Below are 13,531 nucleotides of genomic sequence, written 5' to 3' on the forward strand. Positions count from 1 at the left end.
TCACTCGAAAAATTCGCGCGAACTCGCGTCATGGCGGCGGACCGCCTGCGTGCTGGATATAGAGACACGCACGGCCTACCGCAGCGAAAGGTAGAACAAAGTGAGAACCGTACTGGTCTGTGTTAAGACCCCTCAAGCCGGACAGAAGATCTCGGCCTGCGCGACCCGCATGGGTCTGGCGCAGGCGGTCAAGTCGGTCGAGGGATCCCCCGAGCTGTTCATCGAACTCGGCCGCCGCCAAGTGGACGTGGTGCTGGTCGACGTGGCGCTCGCCGCCCCCGACCCGGTCAAGTTCGTCAAGACCGTCCGCACCCGCTCACCCCGGACCGGAGTCCTCCTGTCCGGGGCCGCCGATCCCCGCACGGCCGCCATGGTGGTCGCCGCGGGCGCCCGCGGCGTCATCCGCACGCCGTCCAACAACTCCGACGACCTGCTGGTCGCCCTGGCGCAGGCGATCATGTTCGCCTCGCCGAGCCTCCAGCGCGTCACGGAGACCGTCCCCCGCCAGCGCTCGACCCTCCAGGGCATGAAGCTCACCGAACGCGAGCTCCAGGTCCTGCGCGGCATGAGCGAAGGCAAGTCCAACGCCGAGATCGGACGCGACCTGTTCGTGTCCGAGGACACCGTCAAGACCCACGCGCGGCGCATGTTCCGCAAGCTCGGGGCGCGCGACCGCGCACACGCGGTGGCCGAGGCCTTCCGCTCGGGACTGGTCTGCTAGTTGCCGTCCACTGAGGACTCGAATGCTCCGACTGGCAGGACGAGCGATTCGGGCCGCGGGCGTCTGGCAGGGCCCCGCACGGCCGGTCCTCTCTATCTTTCACGCGCGCAGAACGACTCGCTCGATGTGAAGCGGGTGTGGCCCATCCACGCCCGCCGCACGACTCGCCGACGGTGAGATGAGCGCGGCCGTCCACGCTCGCGGAACGACTCGCCGACGGTGAGATGAGCGCGGCCGTCCACGCTCGCGGAACGACTCGCCGACGGTGAGATGAGCGCGGCCGTCCACGCTCGCGGAACGACTCGCCGAGACTGAAGTGGGCGAGGCGAACCACGCGCGCAGGACGACCTGCGAACAGGGCCGCCGCCGCCGCTCCACGGTGGTTCAGCGGCGATCGGCCAGCGCGAGCAGTACCTCGTCGCCTCCCGGAGTGGCGACGAGCTGAAGCCCGACCGGCGCATCCTCGACCGCGCCGGCGGGCAGGGCGAGGGCCGGCGCCCCCGACAGCCCTGCGATGCACGTCAACCGCACGATCGCCTCCCGGTCGGGCTCCTGCCCGATACGGGGGGCCGGTCCGGGCGCGGCGGGGACCGCCAGGGCCGTCCCCGCGGGGATCCGGTCCCTGACCAGTGCCACGACGCCGCTGCGGACCCTCCCGGCCGCGGCGACCTCCGCGCTGCCGATCATCGACGCGTTCGCGAACCGGGCCTTGACGCCCGGTCCGAACTCGGGGCCCTCGGCCTCGATCCACGCGCCGTGCGCCTGCCAGGCCTCCCAGGCCTGCAAGGTCGCGTAGGCGACCCTGGCGTGCTCCAGCGGCGCAACGGGATTCGGGGCCGTGCCCAATGCGCCCTCGAGCGCGCCCGCGAACAGCGGCGACGGGTCGATGTCGATCCCGAGCGCTTCGACCGCGGGCATGACCGCGGCCTTCACCGCGTCCGAGATCTCGCCCCAGACGTCTTCGGGGACGAGCAGTCTCGTGATCGGCGCGCTCGACCGCGGCTCGCCCAGGAGCACGCCCATGGCCGCCCGCAGCGTGGCCGCGTCCCGCGTGAGGACGCCGGCCGTGTCGAACGTCGGCGCGAGCGGCACCGCGCCTTCGAGACTCACCCGTCCGTGGGTGGGCCGCAGCCCGTACAGGCCGCAGTAGGAGGCCGGGACGCGGATCGAGCCGCCGGTGTCGGTCCCGAGCCCGATGTCGGCCAGCCCCAGCGCGACCGCCGAGGCCGACCCCGAGGAGGACCCGCCGGGCACCCGCCCGGGCGCGGCCGGATTGTCCGGCGTCCCGTAGTGCGCGTTGGTGCCGTTGAGGCTCCACGCGAGCTCGTCCGTGACCGTCTTCCCGACCACCTTCGCCCCGGCGGACCGCAGCAGCGCCACCGCCGCCGCGTCCTCCGTCGGGACCGCGTGCGTCTCCAGCCAGCGCGGATTCCCCGCGCCCGTGGGCGTACCGGCCAGGTCGAACAGGTCCTTGACGGCGAGCCGCAGCCCGGTCAGAGGCCCGCCGCAGCCCGCATGGTCCTCGTAGGCGGCGATGAACGGGTCAGACATCGGCGGTCTCCTCGTCGATCAGGTCCAGATGCTTCGGCAGCGTGCAGTGCACGCCCTTGACCAAGTCCACCACCTGCGAGATGCGCAGGTCCACCGCCGCGCTGAGATACGCCAGGGCGACCGGCCCCGGCAGGCCGTGGCGCTCGCGCAGGAACGCCAGGGCGCTGCGGGTCGCCTTGCGCGCCGCCTCGTCCAAGTCCTCGTCGAGCCCGGTCGTGATCCAGTGCTCGGCGGTCTCGGCGAACGGGCCGCCCAGGGCCGCGGCGAGCTTGCGCGAGGCCGGATCGGCGTGCACCGTCAACCGCAGGGTCGCCCGCAGCGGCGCCTCGAACGCCGTCAGCGCGACCTCGCCGTCCCCCTGCGAGAAATGCGGGTCGCCGGTGTAGAACGACGCGCCCGGGACCGCAACGGGCAGATACAGTTTCGCGCCCTCGCCGAGCAGCCGGATGTCGAGGTTCCCGCCGTGCGCGCCCGGCGGCACGGAGTGCACCGGGCCCTCGGTCGCCGGGGCCGTGCCCATGATCCCCAGGAACGGCGCGAGGCCGAACCGCAGCGACCGGCCGTCCCCGACCGGGATCACGCCCCGCCCGGCATCGTCCACTGTGGCTACGATGCTGACGTCGCCCTCGCCGAGCGGGTACTCCCCGGCGAGCGCACCGCGCCCGTGCCGGTTGCTCACCACCCCGTACGAGGCGCGCCGCTCCAGTTGCAGCACTTCGACTTCGAGCACGTCGCCCGGCTCGGCGCCCTCCACCCGGACCGGCCCGGTCACCACGTGCGGACCCGCATCCGGACCCCGCTCGCAGTCGCGGGCGATCGCGGCCGCGTCCTCCAGGACCGCGCCGACGCCCGCCGCCGCGAAGAACGCCGCCGGGTCGCCGCCCTGGTCCTCCAGCAGCCCTTCGTGGCTCACGGTGTCCACGCACACGGTCTGCCCGGAGCGGACCCGCAGCACCGGCTCGCTGACCGCGTTCGGCAGCAGGCCCCACGAGATCGTCTCGGGGCGGGAAGGGAGGTACGCATCCGCGGCGTCGCAGGCGTCGAACGGCTGAAGCAGCTTCATGGGAGAGGCACCGCGTTCCAGGGGCGAGGGACTGTATACGACAATGGTGGCCTGATCGTAGTGGAGGCATTCATGGCAGGCGACAAGGGGCCGCGCAGATCCCCGCAGGAGGCGGTCCGAGCCGTCCGCGAGGACATCATCAGGGGCGTCTTCGCCCCCGGAGAGCGGCTCACCGAGGACGCGCTGGCGACGAGGTACGGGGTCTCGCGGGTGCCCGTGCGCGAGGCGCTGCGGGTGCTCGAGGCTGAGGGGTTCGTCGAGGCCAAGCCCTATATCGGGGTGTTCGTGCGGGAGCTGAGCGAGGCCGAGGCCGAGGACCTGCTCGAGCTGCGGTCGGTCGTCGAGCCGATGTGCGCCGCGCGGGCCGCGCGCAACCGGACCCCGGAGCAGCTGGGCCGCTTGAAGGAGCTGCTCAACCTCGGTTGGGACGCGGTGCACGACGGGCGGCTGACCGAGGTGCCGCGGTTGAACTCGCGGTTCCACGAGGTCATCGCCGAGGCTTCCGGGTCGGAGGTGCTCGGGCAGATGATCCGCCAGCTCAGCCAGAAGATCGCCTGGGTCTATGCGGTGGAGCTGCCGCGCCGGGCCGAGGACTCCTGGCGCGAGCACGAGGAGATCCTGGAGGCCCTCGCGGCCGGCGACGCCGACCGGGCCTCGGCCCTGCTCGCGGAGCACATCGCCAAGGCCACCAACGCTTATCGGCGCCGGGTGCGCGAGGCCGCGCAGGCCCCGGAGGACCCGGCCCCGACCGCGGCCCGAACGGGCGGGGACTGACCGGCGGCGGCCTGAACGGGCAGGGCGCCGCCGGCGGGGGGACCGACCGGCGGCAGCATGGCCGACCGCCGACCGCCGACCGCCGACCGCCGACCGCCGACCGACCGGGCCGCAGGCCACGGCCGGTGGGTGCACACTTCCGGGTGACAAGACCGCCCGATCGGCCGGCTTCTGTCACACCCGCGCGGGAAGGTTACGGCCACGGCCCCCGGGTGGGTGGGGGTTAGGGATGGCAACTCCTACCGCAAGCCCCCAAGGCGCCCTAGCGCAAGCCCCAGAGTGCTCCACTACAAGCCCCCCAGTGCCCTGGAATCGTCCTCGCGAATAGTCGTATACGATCGGGTCCGGGTCGCGCCCGCGCGGCCTGCGGACGCGCAGTGGCGCGCCGCCGCCCCCTGGCCGCTCGTCGCACTGCGACCGGAAGGACCCCATGGACCCTCTGCACCTCGCCCTGCTCGTCGCCGCCGGCTTCGGCGCGGGCGTCTGCAACGCCGTGGCGGGCGGCGGGAGCCTCCTGTCCTTCCCCGCGCTCCTCGCCTTCGGCCTGCCGCCGGTGACCGCCACCGTCACCAACGCCGTCGCCGTCTGGCCCGGCTACCTCGGCGGCGCCGTCGCACTGCGCTCGCAGCGCACCGAGTTCCGCCCGCTCATCCCGCGCCTGGTCGCCCTCGGCGCGCTCGGCGCCACCGTCGGCGTCGCCGCGCTGCTCCTCGCGTCCCCCGACGTCTTCGCCGCGCTCGTGCCCTGGCTGATCCTCGCCGCGACCGCCCTCTTCGCGTTCCAGCCGCTCCTCACCAAACGCCTCGCCGCGCGCGGCGGCGGCTCGAAGGCCCTCCTCTACGGCGGCGTCTTCTTCGGCGGCGTCTACGGCGCGTACTTCAACGGCGGCATGGGCATCGTGCTCCTCACCGCGCTGGCCCTCGGCATCGACGCCGCGATCGGCCGCCTCAACGCCCTGCGCACCCTGCTCACGCTCACCGTCGCCACCACCTCGATGGTCGCCGTCGCGATCTTCGGCCCCATCGACTGGCTCATCGTCCTCGTCCTCGCGCCCGCCACCCTCCTCGGCGGCGTCGCCGGCGCCAAGCTCAGCTCCCGGCTCAAGCCGATCGCCTTCCGCATCGTCGTCATCGCCTTCGGCACCGCCGCCGGCGGCGTGATGCTCCTGACCTGATCCCGACCCCCGACAGGCCTCGGACCCCGGGCGCACCCGGGAACGACGCCCACCCACGAGAAAGGCACCGCCGTGACCGACCTCCTCCTGAAGAACGCCCGCCCCTGGACCCCCGGCGAACCCCTCGACACCACCGACATCGCCATCGCCGACGGCCGCATCGCCGCGTCCGCGCCCGTTGCGGCCCAAGTCATCGACCTCGAAGGCGCGATCGTCCTCCCCGGCTTCGTCGACGCCCACTGCCACCTCGACAAGACCATGTTCGGCGGCCCCTGGACCCCCAACACCGGCGGCCGCACCCTCCCCGGCCGCATCGCCAACGGCGAGGGCCGCCGCGGCGAACTCGGCCTCCCCAGCCCCGACTACGCCGCGAACCTCCTGGGCGCCATGATCACCGGCGGCACCACCCACGTGCGCAGCCACATCGACATCGACCCCGAAGTGGGCCTGCGCGGCGTCGAATCGGTCCGCGAAGCCGCCTCCCGCCACGCCGGCAGAGTCGACGTCGAACTCGTCGCCTTCCCCCAAGGCGGCCTCCTCACCCGCCCCGGCGTCGCCGCACTCCTCGAAGCGGCGCTGCAAGACGGCGTCGAGGTCATCGGCGGGCTCGACCCCGCCGGCTACGACCGCGACCCCGCCGGCCAGCTCGACCTCGTCTTCGGCCTCGCCGAGCGCTACGGCGCCAAGATCGACCTCCACCTGCACGACCAGGGCCTCCTCGGCGCCTGGGAGTACGAGCTGATCATCGAGCGCACCAAGGCCGCCGGGCTCGCGGGCCGCGTCGCCATCAGCCACGCCTACGCCATGGGCGGCTTGGAGGCCGACCACCAGCGGCGCATCGCCGATGCGCTCGCCGAGGCCGGGGTCGCCATGATCACCTGCGCCGTCGGCGGCGCCCCCGTCGTCCCGGTGCGGCTCATGGCCGAGGCCGGCGCCCGCCTCGCCATCGGCAACGACGGCATCCGCGACCTCTGGACCCCCTACGGCGACGGCGACATGCTCCGCAAGATCAACCAGGTCGGCTTCCGCGACCGCCTCGTGTCCGACCCCGAGATCGAACTCGCGCTCGCGGCCGGAACGCACGGCGGCGCGGCCGTCCTCGGCCTCGGCGACTACGGCCTCGCGATCGGATGCAAAGCCGATCTCGTCGCCGTGAACGCCTCCGCCCCAGCGGAAGCCGTGGTCAGCGTCCCGCAACGCCGTCTCGTCGTCAAGGGCGGCGCCGTCGTCGCGGCGAGCGGCACCATCATGCCGCGCTGATCTACGGCTCGCGAGCTTCGCCGAGACTGATTGTATACGAAATAATCCCGTAATCGTTCGGTACGCGGACCGCAATGGTATACCTATAAAACTGAGCCATGAACGCACGGCTCAACACCGATCACGGGCTCCGGCCGGGTCATGTATACGACTCCCACGGGCGGTCGCGATGAGCATCGACCCGGCCCTCGCCTTCAGCGGCGTGTCCCTCACCTTCGACAACGGCACCCGCGCACTGGCCGACGTGGACCTCCAGGTCCGCCCCGGCGAGTTCGTCTCCCTCGTCGGACCCTCCGGCTGCGGCAAGTCCACGATGCTGCGCCTCGCCGCCGGATTCGAAACGGCCACGGCCGGAACCGTCGACGTCGCCACCGGCCACCTCGGCTACGTCTTCCAAGAGGCCACGCTCCTGCCCTGGCGCACCGTCGCACGCAACGTCGAGCTCCCCGCCGAACTCGACGGCGTCCCCAAGCGCGAACGCCGCGAAGCCGCCCGGGACGCCGTCGAACGCGTCGGCCTCGCCGGATTCGAGGACCACCGCCCCGCCCAGCTCTCCGGCGGGATGCGCATGCGCGCCTCCATCGCCCGCGCACTCACCATGAAGCCCGAGCTCTTCCTCTTCGACGAGCCCTTCGGCGCGCTCGACGAGATCACCCGCCAGCGCCTCAACTCCGAGGTCGGGAACCTCTTCGTGCGCGACGGCTTCGCGGGCGTGTTCGTCACCCACTCCGTCCCCGAGTCGGTGTTCATGTCCACCCGGGTCGTCATCCTCAACGGACAACCGGGCCGGGTCGCCGCCGACATCCCCGTCCCCTTCGCGTTCCCGCGCGACCCGGAACTGCGCTACACCGCCGAGTTCGCCGCCATCGCCTCCGAGGTCTCGGCGGCCCTGCGCGGCGCGAAGCTGGAGGCCCACGCATGACCGCCACCCTCGAAGCCGCCGCCCCCGTCACCGAAGACGAAGCGCCCCAGCCGAAGCGCTCGCTCTGGCCGTTCAAGACCGCCCCGGTGCGCGTCTTCGCGCCGGTCGCCGTGTTCGTCCTCGTCATCGCCGCGTGGGCCGCCTCCAGCCACCTCCTCGTCCCCGAGGCCTCCCGGTTCCTGCTGCCCTCGCCCGAGGAGGTCGTCGCCCAGGGCCTGCTCGACCCGACGGCGCGCACCGAGATCCTCACGGCCCTGTGGTCCACCGTCCAGGTCGCCCTCGTCGGGCTCGTGCTCGCGATCGTCCTCGGCGTGCTCTTCGCGGTCGTCATGAGCCAGACCCGCTGGGCCGAGTACTCCCTCTACCCGTACGCCGTCGTGCTCCAGACCATCCCGATCCTCGCGGTCGTGCCCCTCTTCGGGTTCTGGTTTGGCTACGAGTTCGGCTCCCGCGTCATCGTCTGCGTGATGGTCTCGCTGTTCCCGGTCATCACCAACACCCTCTTCGGGCTGAAATCCGTGGCCCCGGCCGAGCACGACCTGTTCACCCTGCACGGCGCGAACCGCTTCCAGCGCCTGTGGAAGCTCCAGCTGCCCGCCGCGCTCCCGGCCATGATCTCGGGGTTCAAGATCTCCGGCGGCCAGGCCGTCATCGGCTCGATCGTCGCCGACTTCTTCTTCCGCCAAGGCGAACCGGGCATCGGCCGCATGATCGACGTCTACCGCCAGCGCCTCGCCACCGAAGAACTCCTCACCGCGCTGCTCCTGTCCTCCCTGGTCGGCCTGTGCCTGTTCTGGGCCTTCGACCTCCTCGCCGGGCGCATCGACCGGATGCACGGCAAACGCTGAGCCCCCGCCGAACCCCGACCCGACACCGCCCCCATCGCCGCGGGCGCGCCCCTCACCGACCCCCGAACCCTTAGGAGCGACCCATGCAACGCCGACTCACCGCCGCGGCGGCGATCGCGACCGGCGCGAGCCTGCTCGCCGCCTGCACCGCGACCGCCACCGACGTCCCCGCCCCCACCGGCGAAGGCGTCCTCGCCGACATCTGCCCCGCCACGATCGTGATCCAGACCGACTGGTTCGCGACCCCCGAGCGCGCCGCCGCGTTCCAGCTCGTCGGCCCCGACGGGACCGTGGACGTCGACAAGGGCGCCTACACCGGCCCGCTCGGCGACACCGGCGTCAACGTCGAGGTCCGCCTCGGCGGCCCCTTCCTCGGCGGCCAGCCGATCCCGGCGCAGATGTACCAGGACACCTCGATCACCCTCGGGTTCGTGCCCACCGACGACGCGGTGCGCGCCAACGCCGAGTTCCCGGTCACGGGCGTGTTCGCCTCGCTCGACATCAACCCGCAGATCGTCATGTTCGACCCGGCGACCTACGACGTCGAGTCCTGGGACGACGTGGCCGCGACCGAAGCGCCGATCGTCTACAGCGAAGGCAAGGTCTTCATGGACTACCTCGTCGCGAACGGCTACGTCGACCAGTCCCAGGCGGACGCGTCCTTCGACGGCACCCCGAGCCGCTTCGTCGCGGAGGGCGGCGCGGTCATGCAGCAGGGCTACGTCTCCAACGAGCCCTACCGCTGGGAGCACGACGTCGAGGGCTGGCTCAAGCCCACCGACTACCTGCTGATCCACGAGGCGGGCTACGAGATCTACCCGCACGCCTGGTCGGTGCGCTCGGGCGAGCTCGAGGAGCTCAGCCCCTGCCTCGAAGCCCTCGTCCCGATGCTCCAGCAGGCCCAGGTCGACTACGTGAACGACCCCGCACCGGTCAACGAGGCGATCCTGCGCATCGCCGAGACCATCCCCGACGGACCCCCGATCACCTTGGAGGGCAACGCGGACTCGGTCGACGTGCAGCTCGCCGAGGGCATCGTCGGCAACGGCCCCGACGACGCGCTCGGGGACTTCGACACCGAACGCGTCGACCGGGTCATCGCCTCGGTGATCCCGATCTTCGAAGGCTACGGCGAGACCGTGTCCGAAGGCCTGAGCGCCGAGGACATCGTCACCAACGAGTTCATCGACCCGGCCATCGGCCTGCGGTAGCCGCACCCGGCGCCCGGCCGCACCGACGCGGCCGGGCGGCCTTCGCTCCCGCGACCCGGCCGCGATCCCGAACCCGTGGATCGCGCCGTCCGCGCGCGACCCGTGGAAGGAGCGGCCGTGACCGCACCAGTCCCGCTCACCGCCGTCACCGGCGCGACGACCCCCGACGGTCCAGCGGACCTCCGCATCGGCGACGGGCGCGTCACCCGCGTCGACCGCCCGGCGTCGGACCCGCCGGGCACTGTTGAGAACGGGGGGCCCCGAGCCGCGACTCACCCGACCCCGGGATTGCGCGAAACCCCCGAATCGGTCGCGCTTGCGGCCGCCGGCCGCGTCGTCCTCCCCGCGTTCGTCGACGCGCACGTCCACCTCGACAAGGCCTACCTGCTGCCCGCCGTCGAGGACGCCCTCGCCGCCGAAGGCGCCGAGCTCACCGCCGACCTCTCCGACGCCATCGCCACCGTCGCCCGCCTGCGGCCGCACCTGCCCGCCGGGCTCGTCGCCGCAGGCGCCCAGCGAGCCGTGGACACCTTGTCCCGCAACGGCACCGTGGCCGCCCGAGCCATGGTCGAGATCGACCCCGCCACGGGCCTCGGCCTCCTCGACCTCCACCGCGACCTCGCCGACCGCAACGCCGACCGCATCGGCCTCCAGCTCGTCGCCTTCCCCCAGCGCGGACTCGAACCGCCCGGCCAGACCGGCCTCATGGCCGCCGCCATGGTCGAAGGCGCCGCGGTCGTCGGCGGCTGCCCCTACGTCGACACCGACCCCGCGGCCCACCTCGACTTCGTCTTCGACCTCGCCGAACGCACCGGCGCACCCGTCGACCTGCACCTGGACTTCTCCGACGACCCGTCCGCCTCCCAGATCGACCTCGTCGCCGAACGCACCCGCGCCCTCGGCTTCGCCGGACGCGTCGCGATCGGGCACGCCACCACGCTCGCCGCCATGGAACCGGCCGTCGCGGACAAGGCCTTCGCGGCCCTCGCCGGCGCCGGGATCGCGCTGGCGGTCATGCCCGCCACCGACCTCTACCTCGCCGGGCATCCGCGGCCGTCGAGCGCCGGCTTCGCGACCCGTTCGGTGGCACCGCTACTGCGCGCCGCCGAACTCGGCGTGCGCGTCTCGATCACCAACAACAACCTCTGCAACCCGTTCGCGCCCTATGGGAACGGCAGCCAGATCCAGGCGGCCTGGCTCGCGGGGATCTTGTTCAGGGCCGTCGGCCGCGCCGAGCGGCGGGTGCTGCTGGACGCGATCACCGCGAACCCCGCCGCGGTCCTCGGCCTGCCCGGACACGGGCCCGCCGCCGGGGCCCGGGCGGATCTGGTGGTGATCGAGGCGGACCGGGTGGAGGACGTGATCGTCCAGTCGGCGCCGGTCGCCGCCGTCGTCAAGGACGGCGCGCTCGTCCACGGCGCCTGAAGCGCCGCATCAGGCGCGGCGCGGCCCCGGGCCGTCCGGCCTCGTCTCGAGTCCCGGCCCGGCTCCGCCTTCGGCGCGGCCTCAGTTCGCCTCGCCGTGCTGCTTGAGCCAGCAGTCGCAGAATCCGCGGGCGTAGTCCCAGGTCACATAGTGCGCGGGATCGGGATCGAAGGCCGGCTCGTGGACCTGCGCGCAATTGGCCTCCAGGAGGCCGCGCAGGTTCGCCATGAGCAGGCCCCACGTGAAGTAGTGCGGCTCGTCGCAGTCGGCGCAGTCGACGACGACGCCCCGGAATCCCTGCGGCTGCAGCACCTTCTCGAACATCTCCAGTTCGTGGAGGTCCTCGAGGAGGTCGGCGCGGTCGTCGTCGTCCAGCTCGGGTTCGAACGGGGCGAGCGCCTCCGCGTGATCGGGATCGTCGGCGAACGGGTCGCGAGGCTCCTCATACACGGTTCCAGCCTAACGCCCGGAAGCGACGCTGCCAGGGCTCCCGCACGGCGGATCCCCCGGACGGCGCACGAACGCACGAGCAGGCGGGCCCGGCGGCCGCCGAGAACGGCGCCCCGCCGACCCGCGCTCTCTCCCGGATGCGTGCCAGTGTCGCGATCGGGTGCTGACAAGCAGGGGCCTGCTCATTAACATGGGCCGCAAGCCAACCGACCGACACGAGGAGACGGCAATGGATGACTTCACCGAAGGCGCCGAGGAGATCTTCGACGACGTCGTCGACGATGTGAGCGACGCGATCGGCGACATCGACGCGGGCGAGGTGTGGGAAGACGTCAGCGACGGCGCCGCCGAGGCCTGGGACGTCGTCTCCGACGAGGCCGGCGAACTCCTGGAGTAACCCCCAGCAGACTTCAGTTCACTCATAGTGCCCGGTTCCGCCCAGCGGGGTCGGGCACATCCCATGACCCCCTCACCGGGCCCCTCGTCACAGCTGCGAATCACACCTCAGGGGCCGTGTGCACCTCGGAGCGACGCAGGTTACGGCACTACCATTGGCCCATGGCGTTCTCAGGGGATTTCGGAATTCAGGGGCACGAAGGTGCCACCGGTGAGCGTGTCGGAGGCACCACGGTGCCGATGGGGTCGATCGGCGCCATCCCGCTCGGCCTCACCTTCGACGACGTGCTGCTGCTGCCCGGCGAGTCGGACGTAGTGCCCTCCGAGGTCGATACGGCCTCCCAGCTCACCCGCAACATTCGCATCTCGGTGCCGGTCCTGACCGCGGCGATGGACACCGTCACCGAATCCCGCATGGCGATCGCCATGGCCCGCCTCGGCGGCCTCGGCATCCTGCACCGCAACCTCCCCGCGGAGGAGCAGGCCCAGCAGGTCGACATCGTCAAGCGCTCCGAGTCGGGCATGGTCGCCGACCCGGTCACGTGCTCACCCGAGGACACCCTCGAGCAGGTCGACAAGCTCTGCGGCAAGTACCGCATCTCCGGGCTCCCGGTCACCGACGAGGCCGGCAAGCTCGTCGGCATCATCACCAACCGCGACATGCGCTTCGAGGCCGACCACTCCGTCAAGGTCGCGAACGTCATGACCTCGCGCAACCTCGTCACCGCCCCCGAGGGCGTCTCCCAGGACGAAGCCCTCGAACTGCTCAAGAAGCACAAGATCGAGAAGCTCCCGATCGTCGACGCCGACGGCTTCCTGCGGGGCCTCATCACCGTCAAGGACTTCGCCAAGCGCGAGGAGTTCCCCAACGCCTCCAAGGACGACTCCGGGCGCCTGCGCGTCGGCGGCGCCATCGGCGTCGGCGAGGACCAGTACGCCCGCGCCGGACAGCTCGTCGAAGCCGGCGTCGACCTCCTCGTCGTCGACTCCTCGCACGGCCACTCCCGCGGCGTGCTCGACATGATCTCCCTGATCTCCAAGGACTTCGGCGACAAGGTCGACATCATCGGCGGCAACATCGCCACCGCCGCCGCCGCGGCCGCCCTGATCGACGCGGGCGTCGACGGCATCAAGGTCGGCGTCGGCCCCGGCGCCATCTGCACCACCCGCGTGGTCTCGGGCGTCGGAGCCCCCCAGGTCTCCGCGATCATGGACACCGTCAAGGTCGCGCGCGAACGCGGCGTCCCGGTCATCGCCGACGGCGGCATCCAGTACTCCGGCGACATCGCCAAGGCCATCGTCGCCGGCGCGTCCACCGTCATGATGGGACAGCTGTTCGCAGGGTGCGCCGAGAGCCCCGGCGAGCTGATCTACATGAACGGCAAGCAGTTCAAGTCCTACCGCGGCATGGGCTCCCTGGGCGCCATGCAGACCCGTGGCCAGGCGAAGTCCTACTCCAAGGACCGGTACTTCCAGGACGCGGTCGCCTCCAACGACAAGCTCGTCCCCGAGGGCGTCGAGGGCCAGGTGCCCTACCGCGGGACCCTCGCACAGGTGGTCTACCAGCTGGTCGGCGGGCTGCGCATCGCGATGGGCTACACCGGGGCCGGTACCATCGAAGCGATGCATGAGCGCGGGCGTCTGGTCCGGATCACCGCTGCGGGCCTCAAGGAGAGCCACCCGCACGACATCCAGATGACCGTGGAAGCGCCCAACTACCACACCCGGTAGTCGGG

Annotated in this window: 13 protein-coding genes; 10 read left to right on the plus strand and 3 right to left on the minus strand. The window is 72.0% G+C overall.

Annotation, left to right across the window (positions count from 1 at the left end):
* Positions 1 to 100 precede the first annotated feature (100 nt).
* A complete protein-coding gene (locus BLQ63_RS29310) occupies positions 101 to 721 on the plus strand; it encodes a helix-turn-helix transcriptional regulator (RefSeq protein WP_091037842.1) in 621 nt (206 codons plus the stop codon).
* 384 nt (positions 722 to 1,105) lie between these two features.
* Here BLQ63_RS29310 and BLQ63_RS16985 read toward each other — a convergent pair whose 3' ends face one another.
* Together BLQ63_RS16985 and BLQ63_RS16990 are read right to left on the minus strand one after the other, a co-directional pair.
* Entirely contained in the window at positions 1,106 to 2,272 is a 1,167-nt protein-coding gene (locus BLQ63_RS16985; RefSeq protein WP_091037843.1) for an amidase, read from the minus strand.
* Positions 2,265 to 3,335, minus strand: coding sequence for an acetamidase/formamidase family protein (locus BLQ63_RS16990; protein WP_091037845.1), 1,071 nt, complete (start codon positions 3,333 to 3,335; stop codon positions 2,265 to 2,267). The genes BLQ63_RS16985 and BLQ63_RS16990 overlap by 8 nt, the downstream gene beginning before the upstream one ends.
* Before the next feature lie 72 nt (positions 3,336 to 3,407).
* Here BLQ63_RS16990 and BLQ63_RS16995 point away from each other — a divergent pair, with 72 nt between their 5' ends.
* The 7 genes from BLQ63_RS16995 (at position 3,408) to BLQ63_RS17025 (ending at position 10,949) form a co-directional block, all read left to right on the plus strand.
* A complete protein-coding gene (locus tag BLQ63_RS16995; protein ID WP_091037847.1) occupies positions 3,408 to 4,109 on the plus strand; it encodes a GntR family transcriptional regulator in 702 nt (233 codons plus the stop codon).
* A gap of 430 nt (positions 4,110 to 4,539) precedes the next feature.
* Positions 4,540 to 5,283 (plus strand): sulfite exporter TauE/SafE family protein, encoded by a 744-nt coding sequence (locus tag BLQ63_RS17000; RefSeq protein WP_091037850.1) that lies wholly within the window; start codon positions 4,540 to 4,542, stop codon positions 5,281 to 5,283.
* A 72-nt stretch (positions 5,284 to 5,355) separates the two neighbouring features.
* Positions 5,356 to 6,543 (plus strand): amidohydrolase, encoded by a 1,188-nt coding sequence (locus tag BLQ63_RS17005; protein WP_091037852.1) that lies wholly within the window; start codon positions 5,356 to 5,358, stop codon positions 6,541 to 6,543.
* Positions 6,544 to 6,712: 169 nt separating this feature from the next.
* Entirely contained in the window at positions 6,713 to 7,465 is a 753-nt protein-coding gene (locus BLQ63_RS17010; protein WP_091037856.1) for an ABC transporter ATP-binding protein, read from the plus strand.
* On the plus strand, positions 7,462 to 8,313 hold the full coding sequence (locus tag BLQ63_RS17015) for an ABC transporter permease (RefSeq protein ID WP_091037859.1): 852 nt from the start codon (positions 7,462 to 7,464) through the stop codon (positions 8,311 to 8,313). The genes BLQ63_RS17010 and BLQ63_RS17015 overlap by 4 nt, the downstream gene beginning before the upstream one ends.
* Positions 8,314 to 8,396: 83 nt before the next feature.
* Positions 8,397 to 9,524 (plus strand): hypothetical protein, encoded by a 1,128-nt coding sequence (locus BLQ63_RS28520; protein WP_091037862.1) that lies wholly within the window; start codon positions 8,397 to 8,399, stop codon positions 9,522 to 9,524.
* 117 nt (positions 9,525 to 9,641) lie between these two features.
* Complete coding sequence (locus BLQ63_RS17025; RefSeq protein WP_177154976.1) at positions 9,642 to 10,949, plus strand: amidohydrolase family protein; 1,308 nt, start codon at positions 9,642 to 9,644, stop codon at positions 10,947 to 10,949.
* An 81-nt stretch (positions 10,950 to 11,030) separates the two neighbouring features.
* On the opposite strand, the gene BLQ63_RS17030 is transcribed toward BLQ63_RS17025, so the two are convergent.
* Positions 11,031 to 11,399, minus strand: coding sequence for a DUF5319 family protein (locus BLQ63_RS17030; RefSeq protein ID WP_091037867.1), 369 nt, complete (start codon positions 11,397 to 11,399; stop codon positions 11,031 to 11,033).
* Positions 11,400 to 11,628: 229 nt separating this feature from the next.
* On the opposite strand from BLQ63_RS17030, the gene BLQ63_RS28525 reads away from it, so the two are divergent.
* A complete protein-coding gene (locus BLQ63_RS28525) occupies positions 11,629 to 11,796 on the plus strand; it encodes a hypothetical protein (RefSeq protein ID WP_177154977.1) in 168 nt (55 codons plus the stop codon).
* 239 nt (positions 11,797 to 12,035) lie between these two features.
* Positions 12,036 to 13,526 carry an IMP dehydrogenase gene (gene guaB, locus BLQ63_RS17035; RefSeq protein WP_091037870.1) on the plus strand — a complete coding sequence of 497 codons (1,491 nt, stop codon included), beginning with the start codon at positions 12,036 to 12,038 and terminating at the stop codon, positions 13,524 to 13,526.
* Positions 13,527 to 13,531 lie beyond the last annotated feature (5 nt).

It is taken from the genome of Glycomyces harbinensis, from assembly GCF_900101745.1.
In the GTDB taxonomy this organism is placed as follows: Bacteria; Actinomycetota; Actinomycetes; order Mycobacteriales; family Micromonosporaceae; genus Glycomyces; species Glycomyces harbinensis.